The sequence below is a fragment of the Microvirga medicaginis genome (genome assembly GCF_052658925.1).
On record NZ_JBQWEL010000012.1, the window covers coordinates 41,440 to 64,521 of the forward strand.

The following is a 23,082-nucleotide window of genomic DNA, read 5'->3' on the forward strand; positions in this document are numbered from 1 at the left end:
GATCATGGCTCCGGATCGCTATGCTGCCATCGCAAAGGCCTGAGGGGGTCGATTTGGGGCGCCAAACCACTGTCTTCCCCATAGGCCCTAGTTCCATAACGTTTGTTATCAGCCCTTTGCTATGTAGGCGCAAAGTTAAAATGTCTTAACTTTGCAAAGCGCGGGAGAACCCTTGCTTCGCAGGCCTTGGACATTGCAACTGACAGCCACAAAATGCGGGGACGGGCGAGTTCTAGCCAGAAGCGCGAATGCAGTTATGCAGTAGCGCGTTATGGGAGGAGGTGCGCTGTTGCCCCCGAATCTGCAATTCCGTCTAGCTGCGCTCCAGAAGAAGCCGAATGACGAGCAGATTATTAATCCTGTGACACCTCTGCTGAAATCAACAGCGCTAAGCAAAAACAGAAGTGAGGCAGGTCTGAGTGAGAACAACCAACGTCCACGGCTTGGAGCCTGAACAGGCCTGGACCTACAGGTGAGGCACTCGCAACCAGCTGCCCGGAAAGGCACCAATGTTACCCATGCCGAAGTTGGGAGATTTTCGCTTGCCCACTCAATGGATATCCTATCCAAGCCTTTGTTCCATAAACCCTGACCTCTAGTTCACTCTTTGTTCCTTACGATAGCTTGCTTCCAATTTCCCGTACAAATGCCTTGCTATCTCAAGTTTGTTTGTTAGGTTGCATAACATACTCGGTTGGAGAATGTGTATGCCTGGATTGGCTGTCGGGATCGATATCGGTGGGACGAAGACGCACTTGCGGGCCTACGATCACCAAAACTCGGTTCAGGACTTGATCCTGCCCAGTGCGCGGTGGCGCGTTCGGGACTGGGACGCCGATGCGCGTGCCTTGGTCGCCTTGGCGCAGAAGCTGACAGATGGGGCCACAATCGCGACGATGGCGGTCGGCTCCCATGGCTGTGACAATCAAGCCGAATGCGATGCTTTTGAGGCCGCTTTTGCCAGGCAAGCAGTCTATCCGGTCAAGGTCGTCAACGACTCCGAGCTCCTGCCGGCTGCTTTGTCCAAGACTGTTGGCATCGGTGTCGTTTCGGGCACGGGTTCTATTGCGGTCACGCGCAACAGTGACGGCAGGATGCTCGTCGCAGGTGGCTGGGGTTGGGTGATCGGCGACGAAGGCAGCGCCTCCGGACTTGTGCGTGAAGCCGGGCGAGCCGCAGCCTATCACATCGACACTGGCGGCTCGGAAAGTGAGCCGTTGATCCAGCTTCTCTTGGCAACCCTCGGCATCGACAACTCCGCCCGGATCGGCAGCGCCATTGCGGGATCAGGGAGCGCCGCAATCCTTGGACAACACGCTAAGGCCATCTTCGAGGCAGCAGAGATGGGATCGGTCCTCGCGCAGCGCGTTATTCGGGAGGGAGCAGGCGCTCTCGTCGAGTTAGTTGCTCGCCTGAAGCAGGTAGGGGCCGAGGCGACAACTGCCGTAGCCGGTGGCGGCGTGATCGTGGCGCAGCCGATGCTCGCCAATGCGTTCCTTGAGCAGATGGAGGAACGCTTCAACGGCGAGATTTCGGCCGAGATCTATGCTGGCCCCCCTGTGGAAGGCGCCTGCTACATCGCCAAGACCATGAGAGGCCGCCTCCAGGCAGGGCAGGGGACGGCCCCCATGAGCCAGATTGCCTGAGCCGCGGCCGCCCAGCACAGGCAGCCCTCGCACAGTATCAGATGGGAGCGCGATGCCGGCCGGCTCGGTTCCCGATGGTTCCGCTCCTATCCAACAGAAGGAAGTAGAGATGAGCTACAGATCAACGATTGCACGCCAACCCGAAGCCCTCAAGCATTGCCTCGAGGTGGCTGCGGCCGATGTCGAGAAGATCGATATTGCTCCCCTGGCCTCCGGCCTGACGGCAGTCACCGGCATCGGCGCGAGCTATGCGGCCGCTGTCGTCGCCGCGGGAGAGCTTCAGCGCAGGGGCAAGCGGGCTGTTGCAATCCGCGCCGTCGACCTCATGCAGGGCGGAGATCTGGCGGACGCCATCATGGCTCTGTCGTCCGGTGGCCGGAGCATCGAGCCTGTTACTGCCATCAAGGCGAACCCAAAGGCGGTTTCGATCGGCATCACCAAGGAAGGCAATAATCCGCTCGCGGAGGCGGTGCAATCGCATATCCGATACGACAGCGGATCCGATGCAACGCCGTCGAGCACCGGCTATACCGGGTCTCTCATTGCAGCCGGCCTCCTGATCGACCGCGTGGCGGGATCATCCTCGGCGGATTGGGCGGCCCTGCCGCAACTTGCCTTGGAGATGCTTGAGCGCTCCGCAGCGAAGATGAGCCGGATTGGCGAGATCTTCCGCGATCGTCGCGCCATCGACTGCGTCGGCGCATGCTCATCGCTCGGAACTGCGGATGGCGCTGCGCTGCTGATCCGCGAGGCCGCCCGCATCCCCGCCGCTCCGGCCGATACCCTGTACTACCTCCATGGTCCTATGGAGGCGATGGACAAGACCACGGGCGTTGTGGTCTTCGGTGACGGCCGCGAAATCAAGCTGGCTCAGGATCTTGCGGAGATTGGCTGTGCCGTTCTGCTTGTCACCTCAAGTGACATGGCGGAGGACAAAGGAAACCTGAGTGTGCTGCGCGTGCCTTCGCTCGAGAACCAAATTGCGCGTGGCATCCTCAACATCCTGCCGGCGCAGCTCCTGGCAGCAACATTGTCGGATGCGGCGGGTCTCACGGATACCAAGTTCCGCTATCGCCAGACCGACACGAAGATCAAGGCGGACTGATCACTTCCATTCCAATGACAATGCGGTTAGTCAAGCCGCATTGTCGCCCATGAGAAGTTCCTGCGCATGCTCGGCCGCGAGTTTCGCGATGCCGAGCAATGTCGCATTCGTGCCCAGTGAGCTGGTCACAATTTGTGTCGGATAGCTCAAGCGATCCACCGCTTCTTGAACATATGGCAGGAGAACCGGATTGCTTCCGATGCCCCCGCCCAGAACGACATACCCGGGATCAATGATGCCGATGCAAGCGGCAATGACGCGGCCGATGTCTTCAGCATGACGCTTTACATGGACGATCGCTGTGTCATTGCCCTGTTCAGCAAGCGCAAACAGAGCTGCAGCGTCCTCTGGAGCTTCGCTGTCTACGGGCCAGGCATCTGTCACACGGTGCATGAACGCTTCAGAGCCGATGTAGTTTTCCAGTTCTTCGGGTACAGGCTCGCTGGTCGGGGTCCATGGGAAGGGAAGATAACTAATCTCGCCGGCCGCCCCATTGCGCCCGCGTACGAGTTCGCCCCTGAGCACAACTCCCATGCCGATTTTTACGCCCACCTGCAGGAAGGCGAAATCCGCTTGGCCCGAGGCGGAACCGTATTTGCTCTCAGCAATCGCGGCACAGTTGACATTGTTTTCAAGAATCACTGGAATATTGTTCGGCGGTTCGAAATCGCTGAAGAGATCTGACTGGCGAGTGGGAGAGGGGCTGGATGCGCCATCGTCGCTAACCCGGGTGGGCACGGCAACTCCGAGCACGCGTAACGGGCCCCAGCTTTCCTCCGTCTTATCCTGAGCCTCTTTGACAGCCTGATCGACGACGCGGCTGATTTCCGCGCTCAGATGCCGCTGGTTTGATCCAAGCCTGTAAGTGCGTGAATACAGAGCCCTCCCATCCAAAGTGCTGACGCGCAACCGAATATGTGTAGAGCCGGCGTCGATGGCGATGATGTGGCCGGCACCTGAGCCAAGCCTATACATGGCAGCCTTACGCCCAGTGAAGCCTTGGACTTCACCGATGACTTCCACATAACCCAGCTTGCTCAACTCACCCATCGCAGCGGACATAGTTGGCCGCGAGAGGTTCAAAGCCTCGCAAAGCTGCGGGCGTGTCGCGGGTCCTTCGGACAAGAGGCGACAGAAGACAGCCTTCGCACTCGATGTGAAGCTTATACGAGGGGCAAAAGAGCCAAATTCTACAATCGCCACGCGTGCACCTTCGTCATGACTGAGTCCTTTGGAATATCTACAAGAACCGGTGCCTCTTAGTAAAGTTAGCTGCCCCGGCAGGAACGGCCTACGGGCAAGTACTCATGAGCCTGTCCGGGCCTATGGGAGCCATAAAAGATGCTTTCGCCGGTGAGCTGCCGTTAAATCCCATAGTAAATGAAGTGCTTCAACGAGTGAAACTTGTCAAACAAATTTAGACAGATTGAGAATAACGCTTCATTCTGACCCTTGAATACGAATTTTTAATCACGTCTGGTATCATGCTTCACTTAATTAACACATCAAACTTGGACCGAGAGGTCTTCACAAACAGTCAAAACTGATTCAAGTTCTGCTGGAAAAGACGGCTTGCCAGTAATAGTTTGTTTGTTAAGATGCATAACAATGGCGCTGGTAAGAGGGTCGCTGAGGAAGGCGAGTGGCCAGCCCATAGGCAGCAAACCCCAGAGGCAACCATGAAATTTAAGAGACTTTTCGGTACAGGGACGTTCCTGGCTGCGGCCCTGCTGGCGACCAGCGCCGTTCATGCCCAAGAAAAGGTCGTCCTCGAATACTGGGTCTATTCCGACTTTGCCCAAGGCGAGGCGCTCAAGCTTCAGCAGAGCTTTATTTCCGAGTTCGAGGCAAAGCATCCCGGCGTCAAGATCAATATCGCTGGGAAGGGCGACGACGACCTCCTCACCGGCCAGATTGCCGGAGCTGCGAGCGGCACGGGTCCGGATGTGTTCATGAATTCCACATCGGCCGGTGCTGCTCTCGTCAAGGCCGGTGCGCTGAAGAATGTCTACGAAGACTGGATGGCGATGCCGCAGGAATACCGCGATCAGTTCAACAAGGATCTGATTGCGATGTGCACGCCCAAGCCGCAGACCATGTATTGCCTGCCCTACACGGGGTACGGTTCCTTCATGTTCCGCAACCTAACAGTCCTCAAGGAAGCTGGAATTGATCCCGCCACTCCGATCAAGGATTGGAATGACTGGGTCGCGCAGATGGAGAAGGTAAAAGCCAAGGGCAAGTACGGCGTTCCGGACATGACCCGGGAGTGGAGCTCCTTCCTGAACATCTATTCCGGCGTGGCCGAGCCGAATGAGTGGGGAGCGGACTTCGAGAAAAAGAAGACTCTGCTGAACCCCGACAAGTACGCCAAGACCGCCGAGCTCTTCGTCAAGATGAAGCCCTATTCCACGGGCACAGCCGCCGGCGATCAGGCCACCCGTGACCTGTTCATCAGCAATCAGCTCGCCTTTTACATCAATGGTCCCTGGGCTAATCCCCCATTCGAGCAGGCCGCCAAGAACTCGGGCCTGAAATACGACTGGGTTCTCATCCCCGGTATCCGGGAAGGCGAGAACGGCGGTATTCAGGGCTATGAGTTCATCGGTGTCGCACCGAAGAAGAACGCCAAGCTCGCTTGGGAATTCGCCGCCTACGTGACCGAAAAGAAGCAGATGATCCGCTGGGCGGCGGCACTCGGTCGGTATAACAGCAATCAGGCGGCCTTGGCCGACCCCTCCGTAGCAAGCCATCCGCTTCTGGCGATCACCAACAAGGCTGCCAAGAACGCGCTCTTCAACAAACCCCCGTTCTTCTCCGGCGTCTATCCCAGCAGCTACTGGTCGGCCATCACGGATAATGCGTCAGCCATTGCAGACGGCGACACCACCCCTGAGGAAGGCGCCAAGGAGCTGGTCGACGAACTGAACGAGATCCTGTCCGACGGATAAGTTTCGACGCTTGACCACTCACGATGGCCGGAGCGGAAGCTCCGGCCATGACCACGGTACTTCAAGGGGAATGGCATGTCTGCCCGGGTGACAAAGACCACGCCGCATTACCTGATGCTGCTACCATTCATGTTCCTGTTTGTAGTTTTCTTTCTGTATCCCATCGTTAGCGGCTTCGTTTACAGCTTCTTCGACTGGGCCGGGACTCAGCCCACGACGTTTGTGGCTTTCGAGAACTATGCGAAGGTCCTCGGCTCCAGGAACTTCAAGAAAGCGGCAACCAATCTGCTGCTGTATGTGTCGATTACGGTCCCGTTAGGTCTGACAATCGCATTCTGCCTCGCCCTGCTGGTTGACAGCTTCTCCGGCTTCTGGGCCAAGTTCTTTCGCAGTGCCTTCTTCATGCCCGTGGTCATGCCGCTCTTTCTCGCGGCGACCATCTGGCGCTGGATATACGCGCCCAACTTCGGTCTCCTGAACACCATTCTCGGATGGTTCGGCGTCAGCTCGGTCCAGTTCCTGAACGACGTCGATACTATGCTGTACTGCCTCATCGCGGTCGATATCTGGGTGTCGGCCGGGTTCAACATGGTGATCATACTTGCAGGCCTGAAGAATGTGCCCAAACACTACTATGAGGCGGCGCGATTGGATGGCGCCAGCAAGCTCCAGCAAATCTTCTACGTGACGATTCCGTCGATCCGTCCGGTGCTGTTCTTCGTCATCACGTACGGCTTGATCTCGGCGCTTCAGGTCTTTGACGTGCCGTGGCTACTCACCGGTTCCTCTTTTGCTGAGTACGGCGGCCGGGCGAACACACTTCTCTTCCCTGTCATGGACATCATGGGGCGCGGGTTCGGCGCGATCCGGTTCGGTCAAGCCGCCGCCTACGGTTTCATGCTGACGCTTGTCATCATCGCTGTAACGGCTGTGATGTTCGCATTGCGCAAGAAGGTTGGTGGAGCATGAGTGAGGTTGCGAACATGGACGTCTCCATCGCTCGGCCGAGCATGACTGGCGCACGGCAGGCCTCTGAACGGCGGTCCCGCATCTCCGATGCCACGGTCTGGACCGTACTTAAATGGGTCATCGCTATCTGTGTGGCGATCGTTGCGGTCTTTCCGCTCTGGTGGATGTTCAACGTGGTGTTTTCGGAGCCGGGGGTCCCGGTCTCCATCAATCCGCGCCTCTACCCCACATCGATCAGCGCGGGCCTGAAGAACATCCAGATCATCTTTGCGGAAACGGGCTACCTGCGGGCCTACTACATCTCTGTAACCTACACGCTGCTGACCATCATCGGTATTCTGCTGGTCAGCTCGATGGCGGCCTTCGAGTTCGCGCTGTTCGACTTCCCTGGGAAGAAGATCATGTTCTCCATCGTGATGCTCTCGCTCATGGTCCCGACGGCTGTCACCCTCATCCCAACCTATATCCTAACAGTGCAGCTCGGCTGGTTGAACAGGATGCAGGGCCTTGTGGTGCCAGGTTTAGCTTCGGCCTTCGGCCTGTTCATGCTGGTTCAGTTCATGAAGAGCATTCCAGCCGAGATGATCGAGGCGGCACGGCTTGACGGCGCGAGCCACTTCCAGATCTACCGGCACGTGGCCCTGCCCCTGTCCAAGAACGCGCTCGTGACTCTGGCCATTCTGACTTTCATGCATACGTGGGGCAACTTCAGCTGGCCTCTCATCGTTGCGCCGAGCCCGACCATGTACACGGTCGGCCAGGTGGTGGGGCTGTTCAACGCTCCGTACTCTCATACGACTGTCGACATCGCGATGACTGCCAACCTGCTAGCGGCCGTTCCGCCCCTGATCTTCTTCCTGATTTTCCAGAGGCAGATCGTCGAGGGCATTGCCTTCTCGGGAACCAAGGGGTGATCCAGCTCACCGCAGCTTGAGACCTTCGGGCTCGGAGTTCCTCCAAGCCCGAAGGGTTCAGCCCACAGATCAAGATCACTCGTTTAGATAGACAAACAAGGTTGCAACTATGTCCGACCTGCAGATCGTAAACGCATCGAAGACCTTTGGAACGGTTGGCGTTCTAAACCGGGTCAACCTCGAGATTTCCTCGGGCGAATTCGTTGTCTTTGTTGGCCCCTCCGGATGCGGGAAATCCACTCTTCTGAGAATGATCTCGGGACTGGAGGACATCAGCTCGGGCGAGATCTGGCTCGACGGGCGGGTGGTGAACGATGTCGATCCCGCAAAGCGCGGGGTCGCGATGGTGTTCCAGAACTACGCGCTCTATCCTCATATGACGGTCTTCGACAACATGGCGTTCAGCCTGACCATGGCCGGCGCTCCCAAGAAGGAGCGCAAGGAGCGGGTCGAGAAGGCTGCGGAGATCCTGCGGCTCGGCCACCTGCTGGATCGGCGCCCCGGTCAGCTCTCGGGCGGTCAAAAGCAGCGCGTGGCCATTGGGCGCGCCATCGTCCGGGAGCCGAAGGTGTTCCTTTTCGACGAGCCGTTGTCGAACTTGGATGCCGAGTTGCGCGTCCAGATGCGCGCGGAGCTCGTGCAGCTGCATGCCAAGCTCAAGTCGACCATGGTCTATGTCACGCACGACCAGATCGAGGCAATGACCCTGGCGGACAAGATGGTCGTGATGAATGGTGGCGTCATTCAGCAGGTCGGCCGTCCGCTTGATCTTTATGACGATCCGGACAACAAGTTCGTGGCCGGATTCATCGGCACGCCCAAGATGAACTTCCTGAACGCGCGTGTGGCCCAGGTGTTCGACGATAGGGTGGTCCTGGGCCAGATTGGTGGCACCGACAGTGGTATTCTGGAGGTTCCTTTCCGTCAGTTCGATCGTTCCATCAAGGAGGTTCAGATCGGCGTACGGCCCGAACATGTCCAGATCCTTGGCAACGCCGATGCATCCACATTCCTTCCGGTCACAGTGGCGCTGGTCGAGGAGCTCGGCGACATGACGGTCATCCACACCGACCTGCCGAACGGCAAGCGACTGACGGCGCAGAGCCATGGCGGGCGCTATGCTGGCATCGCCAATGCCTGTGCAAAGGTGGATGCCGCCCGTGTCCTCGTGTTCGACAAGGACGGCAATCGCCTCAGGGGTGCGAAGCTGTCCTGATTTCGGCCACCAATCAGGATCGATCCTGCCATGAACTCGATTGTGCTGACGCAGCCTCGCGCCGTGGTTTTCGACATGGATGGCCTCCTGCTTGATACGGAAGTCCTCTATCGAGAGGTTATGGCGGAGGCCTGCTCGGAGTTAGGTCACGAGATGGCGGTGGAGTTCCATAGCCATCTGATCGGCGTCCCAAAGGATCGCGGAGCCCAGATCCTGCTCGGCCATTTCGGTCCTGATTTCCCGCTTGCCGTGTTTCACGAGCGCACCGCCGCAGCCTTTGCAGCGCGGTGCGAGAACGCCATTCCGGTCAAGAAGGGTGCCTACGAGTTGCTCCGAGAACTTGGTAGGCGTAACATCCCGGCCGCTGTGGCGACATCGACGCACAGGGAGGCCGCCCTCGATCACCTCCAGAAAGCAGGCCTTCTGAACCTGCTTGCGACCGTCGTGACCCGCGACGATGTCGAGCACGGCAAGCCACACCCGGAAAGCTTCCTTACGGCAGCCAGACGTCTTGAGGTCGATCCCAGCACCTGCTGGGCTCTGGAGGATTCTCATAACGGCGTACGGGCTGCTCACGCCGCCGGAATGGCAACCATCATGATCCCTGATCTCCTGGAGCCGACGGAGGAGATCTCCAAGCTCTGTGCTACCATTCTTCCTAGCCTCATGCATGTGCTAAGAGAGCTCGCGCAGCTCACCGGACGCTAATCCTTGACTCGAAGTTTCGTTATTGCGGCCAGAATATACTGACAATCTGACACACTATCAGAAAAGAGTTGGCTGTTCCCCTACCGGTATGGATGGGTCGCACAGCATTAGCCCAGTTCATGCCTTCACGAGCATTGGCAATCGTCAGGACACCGTCACGGATTGCGCCCGTCGCCTCTAGCGAGGCCTCCTATGAGCCTTTGCTGCTCAGCTTGAGCTCACGTCGCACAGCCGCTCTCCTGGTCATGTTAGGACCTGCCGGAGCGACGCCATGCAACTGCGGATTGAGCTAACGAAGTATGTAGGGTTTAGAGTGGGTGCCCGACCACACATCAAAGGTCGCGTCATCCAAAGGCGCCACACGGCGACCCTTCCGCCATCGGAGTTCGGCCGTGCGGTTAGGCGATTTTTGTATCGGCTTGACGATAGCGAAACTTGGAGTCCGCTAGCCCTCGTGCTGCCGAAAGGCGGGCGACGAGCAGCTGGACAGCAATAAGCTGAAGAATGCTGTCAGCCAGCGAGTTGCCAACGCTCGGCACACGCAGGACGATCAAGTTGGTGGTGTCGGGCACATCATTCCGATCTGAGACGAGAAGCGTTGGGCATCCGAATGCGGCTGCGTCCTGAGCCAGCTTGACCTCACGGTGGCTCCCATGCACCACCAAGGCCATGCGCTCATCCAGAGCTTCCATTGGGCCATGGAGAAAGTTGCGCAGATCGAAGCCACATGCGGGCAGGCGGGCAGCTTCGCGAGCAAGAAGGGCTCCTTCATAAGCCGTGCCCAGCAACTGGCGCTCACCGATGAAGTCGATGCTTGTGGCATTCCCAAAAGCGTTGGCGCAGCGCTCGAGCGCCTTGGGCGAGGAGACGAGAATTCTGATGGCTGCCTCGGGGAGGCGTTCCCAGGCTGCTGTGAACTGTCCAGTGAGACGATCGGCCAGCATGCCGATGGCTTGGAGGGTTGTTGTGAAGCTGGGAGCGCTCGGGCTGGCTTCCAGGCCGCTGCGGGTGGTGATGACTCCTTGAACCACGCTTGCCAAAGGGTTCTCAGAATCTTTTGAAATCGCGTACAGGCTGCCTTTTGCACTGCGCATGGCGTCGACCGTTTCCACGCTGCGGCCCGAGGCAGAGAGCGCGATGAAGGAATCAGCCAGCCCGGACGGCTGCTCCAGGAGATCCATCGGGCTGAATGCATGAGCACTCAATCCGCGCGAACGGAACTCGGACGCGCCTGCGATTGAAGCATATAGGCTGGCCCCGATCCCAACGAAGCCGACGCTTCCGTTCTTTAGAGGTGTCGTGTCGATCTCACGAAGCACGTCTGCGACGGCAAGGCGGCTCGACGCGAGTCGCTCCGGTTGAAGGTCGATGCTTTCACGAAAGTTCATCTGCTATTCCCCGCTCAAAATCATGGATGGGGAATAGTCCAGCGGCGCTTCCGCCTCTTGTATGTTTGTGCGGTGAGCTTACGAGTCCGTGCGGTTGGTGCTCGGGCTGGTCGTATTGGGCCTGCTCTGTGCTGCGCCTAGCTGGGAAGCAACGACCTTCTGAAACTCGCCCGGCGTCATGCCATAGGTTCGGCGGAACTCGCGGCTCATGTGGCTCTGGTCGCTGAAGCCGGCCATGCTGGCGGCTTCAGCGAGGCTGGCGCCGGATGAAATCGCCTGCTGAGCCGTCGCGACCATCATCTGCACGCGAAAACGCCGTGGCGGCATGCCGCTGCTGTGGCGGAACTGGCGAGAAAACTGAAAGCGGCTCATTCCAAATTCCGCGGCGATCTCGCTGATCCGGCTCGATGCCGCCTCCGCGGATTCGTCGCCGCATCTTTGCAGAAGCCGACGATGCCGCTCCGTGATCTCCTGGGCTGCTCCTTCCGGTTCTTCGTCGCAAATCAGCCGCTGCCGCGCTGCACAGGAAGCGATGACGGCCGTGACCTCGTCGATGCCGACTTGCTGCGGCCCCCTGAGAAGGCGCATCCGAAGATTCGTCATCGCCTCAAGAAGAAACTTGTCCTGCACGACCGGACCGAGCAGCCGTGCCGGGGGAAGCCCCGGAAACAGGCGTGAGCACGCTGCAAGCCAAGCTTCCTGCGAGAAATAGATCACGAAATAGCGGTTCATGCTCCCGAGCCAGGAGCTGGCGTGCGACTCGAATGGATTGAGAAGGACAATCGACCCATGTGGCTGATCGTAAGTTCTGCCGCCGGTCTCCAGGGAGGCGGCGCCCTCGATCACCGCGCCGATATTGAATGTGGAGTGACAATGCAGCGATCCGGGCTCGGCTGGAGCGGCAATGTCGAACACGTCGATGTCGGCTCCCATCCGCCAGTGGCGAACTTCTCTCGTCATCGTATGTGTCACCGGCACCCCCACGATAGTTTCTTGAACGCTCAAGATCCTGCACATGCGTTTCGCGGTTCACACAGCTCAGGCGTGACGACACCAGTCACTGCGCGGCAGCGTCGGCCGGAACATCCCCGTTTTATGCTCCAAGTGCCACGATGCCGCAACCGTCAGGGCCCTGCACAAACATTCAAGATGGCCAGCTAAGGAGCCGATTAGGCTGATCTCACGCTGAATTAACAGGGCGTAGAAAATTCAGACCGGGAACACAGAGGAAGCTATGAAATACCATAACAAGTCGATCGTATTAGTTTCAGCCGCAGTCATGCTCCTTGCCGCTGGATCCACCAATGCGGCTTCAAGTGGAGACCAGTGCGCCGCCGAACTCAGCTCCCCCGTGGAATTCCGTATCTCCCACCAGAATTCGACCACGAGCCCAATTCACCCCCGGCTGATTGATATCGTGAAGGACGTGGACGCGGCGACTAAGGGCAAGATTAAGCTGACTGTATTCCCGTCCGCTCAGCTTGGCGGCGAGATGCAGGCGCTGGAACAGGCGTCCCTTGGACAGAACATTATTTTTTACGTGACCGCTGGCGCTCTCGCGACGGCTGGCGTGCCGGAGCTCAGCATCCTTAACGGGCCGTTCCTCACCGAGACGCTCGAGTCCGCTCAGAAGCTTGCCAAGTCGGATCTGGTGAAGAGGTGGGAGGACAAGTTGGCGGATCAAGGAAGCCTGAGAGTCCTCGCGCTCAACTGGTTCGACTCGCCGCGATCCATTCTGTCCAATAAGGCATACTCGAAGCCAAGCGACCTCGCTGGTATCAAGATGCGCGTGCCGGAAGCGCCGGCTTACCTGCGCACCTTCACCCTCTTAAAGACTTCGCCGTTGCCGCTTCCGTTCTCCGAATTGTACTTGGCCCTGCAGCAGGGCGTGGTCAACGCGGCCGAGGGCGGCATTCGCGGCATGGATGATGCGAAGCTCATGGAAGTGGCGAAAACCGTCACCGTGACGAACCATTTCCGTAACTTCTACGGCTTCGCCATGAACTCGGATCGCTTCGAAAAGCTTCCCGAGTCCTGTCAGAAGGTGATGACGGAGCAGTTCAAGGGTAAGGGCGAGATCTATTCGGCCGGCATGGACAAGATCACCGAGGAGGCTATCGACTCCTTGAAGAAGCGGGGCGTGACCTTCGTGAACGCGGACATTCCCGCCTACAAGGAGGCGACACGCGGCTTCTACACGATGTTCCCTGAGTGGCCGAAAGATCTGTTCGAACAGGTGCAAGCCGTCCTCAAGTGAGTCTGCCATGATCAGGAATATGATCGAACGTATCTGGCAGGGAGTCGACGACGACTTCCCAGCCATACTGATGGCGATCATCACGGCGATGATTTCGATTGATGTGTTCCTGCGGGATACCGCAGGAACACACATCCCGAATGGCGTCGAGATCGCAACATACGCGTTCGTGTGGTCCGTGTTTCTCGGCGCGGCGGGCGCATCGCGCCGCCGTGACCATTTCCATGTCGATCTGGTGCAGAACAGCCTCTCCGGGCGTTCTCGCGTCGCGTCTCTCGTTCTCGTGGACGTGTTCTGCTGCGCGGTTGCCGCAATGATGGCTGTGGCATCATGGCAATATACGATGCGTAGCTGGCGTCGTGTATCCGAAGGTCTCGAGATGCCCCTCGGATACTTCTACATGGTCTTCCCAATTGCGTTCGCTCTGATGGCGCTTGCCCACGGACGCCACGCCTATCGTAATCTTTTCAGGCGAAACTCACCATGAGCCTTTTGCTGACACTCGACCTGATCGGCATGGTCGCGCTGATGATCCTCGGCGTGCCGGTTACGTTCGCCATTCTCGGGGCCGCTCTCGTCTATTACACGCTCCACCCCGATACTTCGACCTTGGTCATGATGCAGCAGGTTCAAACTGCTCTGAGATCGTTCCCCCTTCTTGCCATTCCGTTCTTCATCCTTGCCGGCACCACCATGGCCCGAGGAGGCATCGCCGAGAGAATTGTCTCCTTCGCCGATGCGCTGGTCGGCCATTGGCGGGGCGGCCTCGCCCAGGTGGGCGTGCTCAACAGCCTGATCATGGGAAGCATGACAGGCTCTGCGATTGCGGACGCCGCCGTGGACTCCAAGGTCCTCGTCCCGGAAATGCGCAAACATGGCTACTCTTTGAGCTTCGCTTCCGTGATTTCGGCTGCATCGTCGATCATCGCCCCTGTGCTCCCGCCGTCGACATCCATGATCATCTTCGGCCTGCTGGGCAGCGTATCCGTCGCCAAGCTCTTCATGGGCGGCGTCATCCCGGCCCTTATGATCGCCGTTGTCCTGATGGGGACGGTCGCCGTGATCTCGCGAGTGCGCGGCTATGCGCCAGTGAGAGCCCAAAGGCCACCTGCTTCGAAAATCATCGAAAGCTTCAAGCAGTGCTTCTGGGCCCTCATGATGCCGGTGCTGCTCCTGCTCGGCCTGAGGGCGGGGATCTTCACGATCACAGAGCTGGCCGCCATGGCGGCTCTGTACACCCTGATCGTCAGCGGCCTGATCTATCGCACGGTCAGTCTGCGTGACGTGGGCGTCCTGTTCAAGGAGACGGCGCGCACCACGTCGGCGGTGCTCATCATCATCGGTGCCTCGGCCTCCTTCTCCTATATCTTTGCGATCGAGCAGGTGCCTGTCCATGTTATCGAGCTGCTGAGCTCGATCAGCAGCAATTCCATAGTCATCATGCTCTGTATCAACGTAGCCTTGCTGTTGATGGGCATGATCGTGGAGGGAGCTGCGATCATGATCCTTGCCGCTCCCATCTTGGTCGGCATCGCAAACCACTTCGGCATCGATCCCGTGCACATGGGTGTGATGGTCGTCGTCAACCTGACGATCGGAACGCTCACACCCCCTGTCGGGGCGGTTCTGTACACGGTATGCGCCATCACCGGCTGCCGTACGGGAGACTTCATTCGCGAGCTCCTGCCGTTCCTCGGAGCACTCCTCGTGGTCCTCCTCGCGATCACGTTCTATTCGCCGCTGGTCCTGGCGCTTCCCAATTGGATGTATCAGTAATGCAAGCTACCAGTCCGTATATTTTCCCGTTCCGGCCATTCCGGCATCTCAACCGGTCCGTCGAGACCGTGGAGTTCACCGGCTCCAAGACGGTCGACGAAAGTTACTTCAAGCCGATCATTGCGGTTCTTGCGCCGCGTCTCGAAGTGCCGGCAGGCGGCGCCTTGGAGGATCGTCTCCTGGAGCTGTTCGTCGATCCGCGGGTCGTCTTCGGAGATCCCGAGTTCATCCGGTCCAGGGCGGGCGAATGGAAGCAAGGATTCCGTGACATCATCGCCCGAGGGAAGCCGATGCTGTTCAGCATCCTCGGCTTTCCCTACAAAATGCCAGTTCCGTTGAAGACCAATCGGCGCTTGGCGGATTTCGGCGAGGTCGCCTCGCTCGCTCGGCTCAACGAGATCGGCAAGGCCATCGCCAAGGTCTACAGCCCCGGCGTCAAGATTCATGTCTTCACGGAAGGTCCGTTCAGTCAGCTGAACGGGATGCCACGAGAACTCGCTGACCAATACTTCGAATCCCTCCAGGGCATGGTGGATCGCTTCGGGTTGGGCGAGCACATCGTCCTTCAAGACCTGAGCCGCATCATCGATGAGCAGCCCGACTTCAACGATGCCTGGAAGCAGGTGACGGAGGAAATCCGTCAGCGGCAGGATCGCGGAGATCCGAAGACGCTGGAGGCAATCCGCGATGCACTGCCCGTGCGTTTCCACAACATCGCCAATCCAGGAGTCAGCGAAGACGAACTCCGGCGCGCGTATCTCAGCGACGAGAGTGCGGCGTCCCTGCGCACCAGCATTCAAGCGCGCGCAGAGGAGGGCGTGCTACGCTACCGCGCATTCCTCGAAGCGCGGGATCGCATAAACCTTCTCGAGCGCTATGCGCCGGGTGCGCTGGCCATGACCGTCTCGCCAAGGCCCGGCAGGCTCGGTGTCCGCCCCCTTCCAGCTCCCGCTGACGTGCTGCCATACCATGGCGTTCCGGTCTGGGACTCCCAGCAGCAGATCCTGGAGATCGAATACCTTTGGGACCTCACCCGCGGCAACGGGCGCTATGAGCGGATCTACCTTGCAGGAGATCCTGAAGATAAGCCCTTCCTCTATGTTCGGAGCTAAAGGGTGAATACGTCAACGCTCGCCTTCGATTTCGGAGGCACAAAAATCGAAGTTTGCCGCATGCGGAAGGATGGCTCTATCCTGTTCCGCGACAAGGTGGCGACGGCAAGGCTTGAGCCAGGTTCTTCGTCTTTTCTCGGCCGGGCCTTCGATTTGATGGCCGAATATGTCACCGATGGCGACGACAAGATCGGATTGAGCTGGAATGCGCCGGTCCATGAAGGAAAGCTCACGCAAAGCTCCCTTCTCGGCGGACCGATTTCGGTCGATCTCGGTGGAATGCTGATTGAGCGCTTCAAGCGTTCAGTTCAGGTCGAGAGCGATGTCCATGCGATGGCGTTGGGTGAGTATCGCTTCGGCGCAGGCCGATCGGGCTTGCCCTTCCTACTGATCAACATGGGTTCAGGCGCCGGAATCGCCTATCACGACGGGAGGCTCATGCGTGGGTTCAGCGGCGGGGCAGGGCTCGTGTGCAACGAGCTGTTCGAGGTCACCGAGATCGGCGAGAAGGTGATTGTCGACCGTCTTCTATCGGGCCGCGGGGTTGCGCATGTGTATCATCGGCTGACCGGCGCATCGCTGACCGCTGCCGAGGTGACAGAGAGAATCGAGATGGATCCGGCAGCCGCCAAAACGTTCGAGATCATCTCAACGCATCTGGGGCGCTATCTCGTCACTATGTGCCGGATCTTCAACCCAAAGACTATCGTGTTCGCCGGATCCGTCGCACAGGCTTCGCACCACTTCCTTCCAGAGGCCGTACGCTACGCGAATGCGATTCTCGAGCCAGCCTGCCGCCCTGCGAGCATCCTGGCCTCGATCCTGGAGGCTCCGGCCTGCCGAGGCTTGGTCTAGCCGCCCACCGCTTTCAAGCAATCGCTCCCTTCCTTCCTCAACCTTTTTCAGGAGTACATACCCATGGCTCAGGCCACTAGCCCTTATGTTTTTCCGTTCCGTCCGTTCAGGAGCCTCGACAGGACCGCCCCGCTGGCTGAGTTCGGACCAGCCCGGACGGTTGATCGGGCATTCTTCGAGCCGATGCTCGATGTACTTGCCCCTGCCTTGTCGGTCCCTGCGGGCAATACGCTGGAGGACCGCCTCCTGGCCTTCTTTACCCAACCCTCCGTCGTATTCGGCGATCCCGAGTGGATCCTTTCCCTCGCCGATCAATGGAAGGCCGGCTTCCGCTACTTTATCGAGCGGAATGAGCCGATGCTCTTCACGATCTTGGGCTTTCCCTTCAAGGCCCCTGTCCCGTTGAAAACGCCTCGCTTGCTCCCCGACTTCGGTGAAGTGGTCATGCTGAAGAGGCTGAACGAAATCGGACGCGCCATCGCGGCCGTCTATCCGCCCGGGGCGAAAATCCATGTCTTTGCCGAAGGTGCCTTCGCTCGCCTGAACGGCATTCCGCAGGCCGATGCCGACCGGTACTTCGATGCTCTCGAAAAGATGTCGCATGGTTTCGGTTTCTCGGAGCACATCGTGCTGCACGACCTTCAGAAGGCCGTTGAGGAACTGGATGGATTCGAGAAGGTCTGGGCCGAGGTCAGCGATGAAATCCGCCAGCGCCGGGACCGGGGAGATGAGAAAACCGTTGTCGCCTTGCGGGATGCCCTCCCGGTAACCTTCCATCTCATGCGCAATGAGGGAGTCGACGACGACACCCTGCGGCGCGCTTACCTCAACGACGGAAGCGCCGAGACCGTCCGCGCGAAAATCCAGCGGCGTGCAGAGGAGAGCGTGGTCGGCTATCGCGGGTTTCTTGAGGCCCGCGACCGGGTCAACATGCTCGAGCGCTATGCCCCGCGCGGTGTCGCACTGACTGTTTCACCGCGCCCCGGGCGGGTCGGCGTTCGCCCGCTCCCTGCGCCCTCGGATGTGCTGCCCTATCATGGCGTTCCTGTGTGGTCGCCCAAGAGTCGGACGCTGCGCATCGAGTACTACTGGGATCTGGTTCACGAGGCGGGCAAGTTCGAGCCGCTCAAGCTTCAAGGCGACGCCGATCCGGCTCCCTTCCTTTATATTGAGCAGTAAGAGCCAGCTGAGATTGCCGCTAGGCTTATCAAGCCGGGCATTCTGATGAGTGTCCGGCCGCTCAACCTGTTACATTCAACCTAATCCACAGGTGACGAGAACCCAGAGCCTCACCGATCGCTTGCACTTCGCTGTGCAGATCTGAATCCCAATGTAGGGTGTAATCAGGGGCGTGAGATGGCGTCCCCTAAGGGATGGATTGTGAGGCCAGTGCTTTGCCAACGCTGCCCTGGCATGAACAAATCAGCGCCGATTGGTGAGAGTAACCTCGGGGATGGAGATGATAGAAGTTGCACAACAAGGACATCTTGCGAGGCCCTACAAAACCACGCCGAAGGTCACCCCCCTGGCACGAGGCGGAAGTAGAGCAAACTTTCCTAAATATGGGAGAAGCGGGCCTTCAGTCGGCTTCGCTCTACGTCACACTCTAACCCAAATAGACTTTCGCCTGACCAGAGGACGCACTTGAGAACAGTCGCTGAGAGGCATCATCACTCCAATCAGGCAAACGCAATTTCAGGACATCACGTCCAGCCCTAACTATTGAAAAACTGTTGCCGGCTCTTGCCCGAGCCGAGGGAACGGGGAAGCTAGCTAGTGCTTGAGGCAGTAGCATGGATGATGTTGCCGCTGGTGCAAATGATCGCGGCTGACGATCCGACAGAGGAACTGGTCCAATGACGAACGAACGCACAAATCAAGTTGGACAAGGAAACCATCCGTTCCGCGCTGTGCTATGGGACATCGACGGCACCCTCCTGCTGAGCGAATCCATGCACTTTCGAGCCCTTCGACATGCTGTGGCGACAGAAGGAGTAGAAGTTCCCGACGAGTTTCATCATGAGATCGTCGGCCGGGCCGCGAAGGTCGTCTACGAGAAATGCCGGCAGACCTTCGGCTTGTCCATGAGCTTCGACCAATGGCGCCGCCTGAAATACAGCTACTACACGGCGCATGCGACGGAGATCGCGGTAAGGCCCGGCGCATTGGAGGCCTGGCGGATGTTCGGGGAGTTGGGTCTCCGGCAGGCCCTCGTCTCGAACTCCGACCGGATCGTGGTGAACGCGAACATCCGGGTGCTGGGACTGGAAGAGCCTGGGTTCATCTCGGTGTCGATCAATGACGTGCTGCGCGGCAAGCCCGATCCTGAACCCTACGAACGGGCAGCGACACTGCTTGGGGTCAAGCCGCATCAATGTATCGCGATCGAAGATAGCCCGACTGGCGCGCAAGCTGCCTTGGCCGCGGGGGTCCACACGATTGCTTGGCCAGAGGATTGGATGCTGGAATTCCCGCCAAACATCCGGCCCGTTGCAGAACTTGAGCCAGCCATCAGAGAACTCCTGCAAAGCACTATCTGAGAGGAGGGGGACGCCTTGGCCTCAGAGGAGAGAAGGGGTGACTGCGGGATAGGGTAGCAGAGTTCGCTTGCTTCCCAGAAAGAGTCAGACCCTGTGGTGAATTCCTTGGCCTTGAAATGCTTAAGGTTCCCGTCATGGTGTACTCGCGATCAGCTTGCCAACAGCCTTATACCAAAGGCTAGTTTCCCTCCATTCAGTGCGTAATTTTAAGGCGCCTATCACAGCCAGCACGCTTCCTGCGTTTTCTGATCCCATTAGCACTTGACACCGCACGGGTCTTGTTGTTGCCTGTTGTCTGACGTCTGGCGGATCAGACCGACGGAATGACCATTCCAGCTTGAGGAGGTTACGCCCTTTGCTGAGCCCATCCATCCGAGCTTCAACTCCGGCAACCTCGGCGTATCCCGAAGAGGCCGCTGTCGAGATCGCCGGCATGCACAAGTGGTACGGCGAGTTCCACGTGCTGCGTGACATCAATCTCAGTGTGCACCGGGGCGAGCGCATCGTGATCTGCGGACCTTCGGGCTCGGGCAAGTCCACGATGATCCGCTGCATCAATCGTCTGGAAGAGCACCAGAAAGGCCGCATCATCGTCGACGGCGTCGAGCTGACGAACGACCTCAAGCGCATCGACGAGGTGCGCCGCGACGTCGGCATGGTGTTCCAGCACTTCAACCTCTTCCCGCATCTGACAATTCTGGAGAACTGCACGCTCGCGCCGATCTGGGTGAAGAAGATGCCCAAGAAGGACGCGGAAGAGGTCGCCATGCACTACCTGAAGCGGGTGAAGATCCCCGAGCAGGCGAACAAATATCCGGGCCAGCTCTCGGGCGGCCAGCAGCAGCGCGTGGCGATTGCCCGCTCGCTCTGCATGAGCCCCAAGATCATGCTGTTCGATGAGCCCACCTCCGCGCTCGATCCCGAGATGGTGAAGGAGGTGCTCGACACCATGGTGGGCCTCGCGGAAGAGGGCATGACCATGCTCTGCGTCACCCACGAGATGGGCTTCGCCCGCCAGGTGGCCGACCGGGTAATCTTCATGGATTACGGGCAGATCGTCGAAATGAACACGCCCGACGAGTTCTTCAAGAACCCGCAGCACGAGCGCACCAAGCTCTTCCTGTCCCAGATCCTGCACTGAGCTCTGCAACTCAACTCACCGGAGCGGCGATAGTGCCGCCTCTGACCCGATAGGTACCAAGTTCAACAAGAAAGAACAGACGATCCACAACGTCTGCACCATCCCAAACCTTCTTAACGAGGAACACACTCACATGCTGCCCAAGTTGCAACATCTATCTAAGACCACCCTGGCAGTCATCGCTGGCTGCCTTATTGCCGGAGCCGCTCAGGCACAGGATCTGCCGCCCGTCCCAAAGGATATTCTCTCCAAAGGGGTGCTTCGCGTCGGTGTGAAGTGCGACTCGCCACCCTTCGGCTCTCTCGATCCCAGCGGTAAACCGATTGGCATTGAGGTGTCGATGGCCCGGCGCATTGCCGAATTCGCATTCGGCTCGCCGGACAAGGTAGATCTCCAGTGCGTCACCTCCGAGGCGCGCATTCCCTCCCTCAACGGCCAGAAAATTGATATTATCCTTGCGACACTCGGCAAGTTCCCCGAACGGCAGAAGGTGATCGACTTCACCGAGTACTATATGTGGGGCACCAGCAATGTCATGGTGCCTAAGGACAGCCCGGCCACGAAGCTCGCTGAACTCAAGGATAAGAACATCTGCATTGTCAAAGGCGGCTCGCAGGCTAAGTGGCTTAATGAGAATATCCCTGGTATTAAGCTGACACAGCTGAATACGACATCTGACTGCGTTCAGGCCCTTCGCCAGGGCCGCGTTGAGGGATTCGTCGGTGATGGAGGCCTGATTTGGTCCCTTAGCTCGAACTATCCGGATCTCCGCGTGATCGAGGAGGGATTGGACCTGGGTTTCAACGCCATTGGCCTTCGCAAGGGTGAAAAGGAACTTCAGGCTTTCCTTGATGCAGCCCTGAACAAGATGAAGAAAGAAGGCTATTACGAAAAAATCATTCCGGAATTCGTCAACAATCCGGTTGTTCTGCGCGAGACGCTGAAGTCCTTCCAGACGCAGCCTCCTGCTCCTCCCAGAACCTGAGACTGCTCACGCCGGCGATGCAGGCAAGCATCGCCGGCATCTGCCATTCTGCTAGCCCCACTACAGGGTTCCTTTGCAAGCAAGGCTGGGCCGCTCATGTTTAGTAACTTTGATTGGATCTACATCTACGAGACGTTACCCAGGCTCATTGACGGCCTTTACATGACCTTGCTCGTCAGTGGGGTCTCGATCGTCCTGTCGCTTCTCATCGGTCTGGTGGGAGCCTATTTCCGCACTAGCAGCATTCGTGCCCTGTCGAGAATCGTCGTCGGCTACGTCGAGTTCATCCGTGGGACGCCTTTTCTGGTCCAGATCTTCTTCATCTTCTATGGTCTGCCCAGCATCGGAGTTGTCCTCTCGACATTCTGGTCGGGAGCTGCAGCGCTGACACTGTGGGCCAGTGCCTTCCATATCGAAAGCTTCCGCGCGGGACTCGCAACCGTCAGCCCCGGCGTCAAGGACGCATCGGCCTCACTTGGCTTGAGGCGTTGGCATCACGCTGCTTTCATCGTGCTTCCAATCGCTCTGAGGGCGGCGCTCCCATCGACACTGAATACTGTCGTCGCAACTCTGAAGAATTCAGCTTACCTGCAGACCATCGGGCTTGCCGAACTCACCTTCGTGGCGGTTGAGCGCAATGCCTATGAGTTCCGCACCCTCGAAATGTTTGCCGCGATCTGCGTGATCTATCTCGCCTGCGTGTTAATCGTCTCAGCCCTGGGGCATCGGCTTGAGCATCGGCTCGACCGTCCATACGTTAGGAACTAAGCCGATGGTGCTCATCCAATACAGCCAATTTCTTGCGACTGGCCTCGTTTGGACGCTGTTGCTGGCCGCCGTCGTCACGATCCTGGCGACGATCGTCGCGATCATATTCACCTTTGGAATGGTGCGCCGCAACTTCATCATCCGCAAAACCAGCTTTGTGGTCGTTGAGGTGTTGCGCGACATCCCGCTCATCGTCACGGTGCTGTTCACTTATTTCGTGCTCCCCGCGCTTGGGGTGTCGCTCAATCCGTTCTGGTCGGCTACCATCAGCATCTCGCTGTGGGGTGGCGCAAATGGCGCGAATATCATCCGGGCAGGGCTCGCTAGCGTGACGAAGGATCAAAGAGAGGCTGCCGCTTCTCTCGGTCTGCGCTCGTGGAAGGCGATGATCCTGGTCATCCTGCCTCAGGCGATGCGCGTTATCCTGCCACCTTACGTGGGCCTCATCACCTCCCTGGTTCAGGCCACATCCCTAGGTGCCGTCGTCGGAGTCCACGAACTGCTTCGGTCTGGTCAAATCCTGATTGAGCAGACGACGATCTCACAGGGAGGAAGCCCCGCCTTCCTGATCTATAGCTCGATCCTAGTGGTCTACTTCGTCATCTGCTGGGTGATCTCTGTTAGTGGTGCCATGCTGGAGCGGTACTTCAACCGAGCGTATGCTATTCCCCGTCAATCGGCCGCGGCGGAAGGTAAGGCTCCTGAAGCGCCGGCGCTTGCCACCATTGAGATTCGCACCTGATCCGAAGGA

General features: G+C 58.6%; 21 protein-coding genes. 18 read left to right on the plus strand and 3 right to left on the minus strand.

Translation table 11 applies throughout. The features are described 5' to 3' along the window. Positions 1 to 707: 707 nt before the first annotated feature. Both ACUXUR_RS15990 and ACUXUR_RS15995 read left to right on the plus strand, forming a co-directional pair. Positions 708 to 1,646, plus strand: coding sequence for an N-acetylglucosamine kinase (locus ACUXUR_RS15990; protein WP_445503336.1), 939 nt, complete (start codon positions 708 to 710; stop codon positions 1,644 to 1,646). A 109-nt stretch (positions 1,647 to 1,755) separates the two neighbouring features. Beyond that, positions 1,756 to 2,751, plus strand: a complete 996-nt coding sequence (locus ACUXUR_RS15995) for an SIS domain-containing protein (protein WP_445503337.1) — start codon at positions 1,756 to 1,758, stop codon at positions 2,749 to 2,751. A 30-nt stretch (positions 2,752 to 2,781) separates the two neighbouring features. On the opposite strand, the gene ACUXUR_RS16000 is transcribed toward ACUXUR_RS15995, so the two are convergent. Beyond that, positions 2,782 to 3,813: an ROK family protein gene (locus ACUXUR_RS16000; protein WP_445503338.1), complete on the minus strand. Its 1,032-nt coding sequence runs from the start codon at positions 3,811 to 3,813 to the stop codon at positions 2,782 to 2,784. A 617-nt stretch (positions 3,814 to 4,430) separates the two neighbouring features. Between ACUXUR_RS16000 and ACUXUR_RS16005 the strand changes: the two genes are divergently transcribed. The 5 genes from ACUXUR_RS16005 to ACUXUR_RS16025 all read left to right on the plus strand — a co-directional run bounded on the left by ACUXUR_RS16005 (position 4,431) and on the right by ACUXUR_RS16025 (position 9,509). Beyond that, entirely contained in the window at positions 4,431 to 5,702 is a 1,272-nt protein-coding gene (locus ACUXUR_RS16005; protein ID WP_445503339.1) for an ABC transporter substrate-binding protein, read from the plus strand. Positions 5,703 to 5,777: 75 nt separating this feature from the next. After that, positions 5,778 to 6,671 (plus strand): carbohydrate ABC transporter permease, encoded by an 894-nt coding sequence (locus tag ACUXUR_RS16010; RefSeq protein ID WP_445503340.1) that lies wholly within the window; start codon positions 5,778 to 5,780, stop codon positions 6,669 to 6,671. Then, positions 6,668 to 7,585 carry a carbohydrate ABC transporter permease gene (locus ACUXUR_RS16015; protein ID WP_445503341.1) on the plus strand — a complete coding sequence of 306 codons (918 nt, stop codon included), beginning with the start codon at positions 6,668 to 6,670 and terminating at the stop codon, positions 7,583 to 7,585. Before ACUXUR_RS16010 ends, ACUXUR_RS16015 begins: the two co-directional genes overlap by 4 nt. A gap of 109 nt (positions 7,586 to 7,694) precedes the next feature. Further along, positions 7,695 to 8,801 carry an ABC transporter ATP-binding protein gene (locus tag ACUXUR_RS16020; RefSeq protein WP_445503342.1) on the plus strand — a complete coding sequence of 369 codons (1,107 nt, stop codon included), beginning with the start codon at positions 7,695 to 7,697 and terminating at the stop codon, positions 8,799 to 8,801. Positions 8,802 to 8,831: 30 nt separating this feature from the next. Then, positions 8,832 to 9,509, plus strand: a complete 678-nt coding sequence (locus tag ACUXUR_RS16025; protein ID WP_445503343.1) for an HAD family hydrolase — start codon at positions 8,832 to 8,834, stop codon at positions 9,507 to 9,509. Between the two features lie 398 nt (positions 9,510 to 9,907). Here ACUXUR_RS16025 and ACUXUR_RS16030 read toward each other — a convergent pair whose 3' ends face one another. Further along, complete coding sequence (locus ACUXUR_RS16030) at positions 9,908 to 10,897, minus strand: SIS domain-containing protein (RefSeq protein ID WP_445503344.1); 990 nt, start codon at positions 10,895 to 10,897, stop codon at positions 9,908 to 9,910. A gap of 78 nt (positions 10,898 to 10,975) precedes the next feature. Continuing rightward, positions 10,976 to 11,857: a helix-turn-helix domain-containing protein gene (locus ACUXUR_RS16035; RefSeq protein WP_445503345.1), complete on the minus strand. Its 882-nt coding sequence runs from the start codon at positions 11,855 to 11,857 to the stop codon at positions 10,976 to 10,978. Between the two features lie 274 nt (positions 11,858 to 12,131). On the opposite strand from ACUXUR_RS16035, the gene dctP reads away from it, so the two are divergent. From dctP to ACUXUR_RS16090, 11 genes are all read left to right on the plus strand, one after another. Then, the gene (gene dctP, locus ACUXUR_RS16040; protein WP_445503346.1) at positions 12,132 to 13,154 is read left to right on the plus strand and encodes a TRAP transporter substrate-binding protein DctP; all 1,023 of its coding nucleotides are present in this window, start codon (positions 12,132 to 12,134) and stop codon (positions 13,152 to 13,154) included. A 19-nt stretch (positions 13,155 to 13,173) separates the two neighbouring features. Then, positions 13,174 to 13,641 (plus strand): TRAP transporter small permease, encoded by a 468-nt coding sequence (locus ACUXUR_RS16045; protein WP_445503347.1) that lies wholly within the window; start codon positions 13,174 to 13,176, stop codon positions 13,639 to 13,641. Further along, a complete protein-coding gene (locus ACUXUR_RS16050) occupies positions 13,638 to 14,930 on the plus strand; it encodes a TRAP transporter large permease (RefSeq protein ID WP_445503348.1) in 1,293 nt (430 codons plus the stop codon). Before ACUXUR_RS16045 ends, ACUXUR_RS16050 begins: the two co-directional genes overlap by 4 nt. Then, entirely contained in the window at positions 14,930 to 16,042 is a 1,113-nt protein-coding gene (locus ACUXUR_RS16055) for an L-tyrosine/L-tryptophan isonitrile synthase family protein (protein ID WP_445503349.1), read from the plus strand. The genes ACUXUR_RS16050 and ACUXUR_RS16055 overlap by 1 nt, the downstream gene beginning before the upstream one ends. A 3-nt stretch (positions 16,043 to 16,045) precedes the next feature. Next, entirely contained in the window at positions 16,046 to 16,897 is an 852-nt protein-coding gene (locus tag ACUXUR_RS16060) for an ROK family protein (RefSeq protein WP_445503350.1), read from the plus strand. 63 nt (positions 16,898 to 16,960) lie between these two features. Continuing rightward, positions 16,961 to 18,076, plus strand: coding sequence for an L-tyrosine/L-tryptophan isonitrile synthase family protein (locus ACUXUR_RS16065; RefSeq protein WP_445503351.1), 1,116 nt, complete (start codon positions 16,961 to 16,963; stop codon positions 18,074 to 18,076). Between the two features lie 677 nt (positions 18,077 to 18,753). Then, positions 18,754 to 19,437 carry an HAD family hydrolase gene (locus ACUXUR_RS16070; protein ID WP_445503352.1) on the plus strand — a complete coding sequence of 228 codons (684 nt, stop codon included), beginning with the start codon at positions 18,754 to 18,756 and terminating at the stop codon, positions 19,435 to 19,437. A 433-nt stretch (positions 19,438 to 19,870) separates the two neighbouring features. Further along, positions 19,871 to 20,578 carry an amino acid ABC transporter ATP-binding protein gene (locus tag ACUXUR_RS16075; protein WP_445503457.1) on the plus strand — a complete coding sequence of 236 codons (708 nt, stop codon included), beginning with the start codon at positions 19,871 to 19,873 and terminating at the stop codon, positions 20,576 to 20,578. 133 nt (positions 20,579 to 20,711) lie between these two features. Further along, complete coding sequence (locus ACUXUR_RS16080) at positions 20,712 to 21,563, plus strand: transporter substrate-binding domain-containing protein (protein WP_445503353.1); 852 nt, start codon at positions 20,712 to 20,714, stop codon at positions 21,561 to 21,563. A gap of 96 nt (positions 21,564 to 21,659) precedes the next feature. Beyond that, complete coding sequence (locus ACUXUR_RS16085) at positions 21,660 to 22,331, plus strand: amino acid ABC transporter permease (protein WP_445503354.1); 672 nt, start codon at positions 21,660 to 21,662, stop codon at positions 22,329 to 22,331. After that, positions 22,294 to 23,073 carry an amino acid ABC transporter permease gene (locus tag ACUXUR_RS16090; RefSeq protein WP_445503355.1) on the plus strand — a complete coding sequence of 260 codons (780 nt, stop codon included), beginning with the start codon at positions 22,294 to 22,296 and terminating at the stop codon, positions 23,071 to 23,073. Before ACUXUR_RS16085 ends, ACUXUR_RS16090 begins: the two co-directional genes overlap by 38 nt. Positions 23,074 to 23,082: the final 9 nt, after the last annotated feature.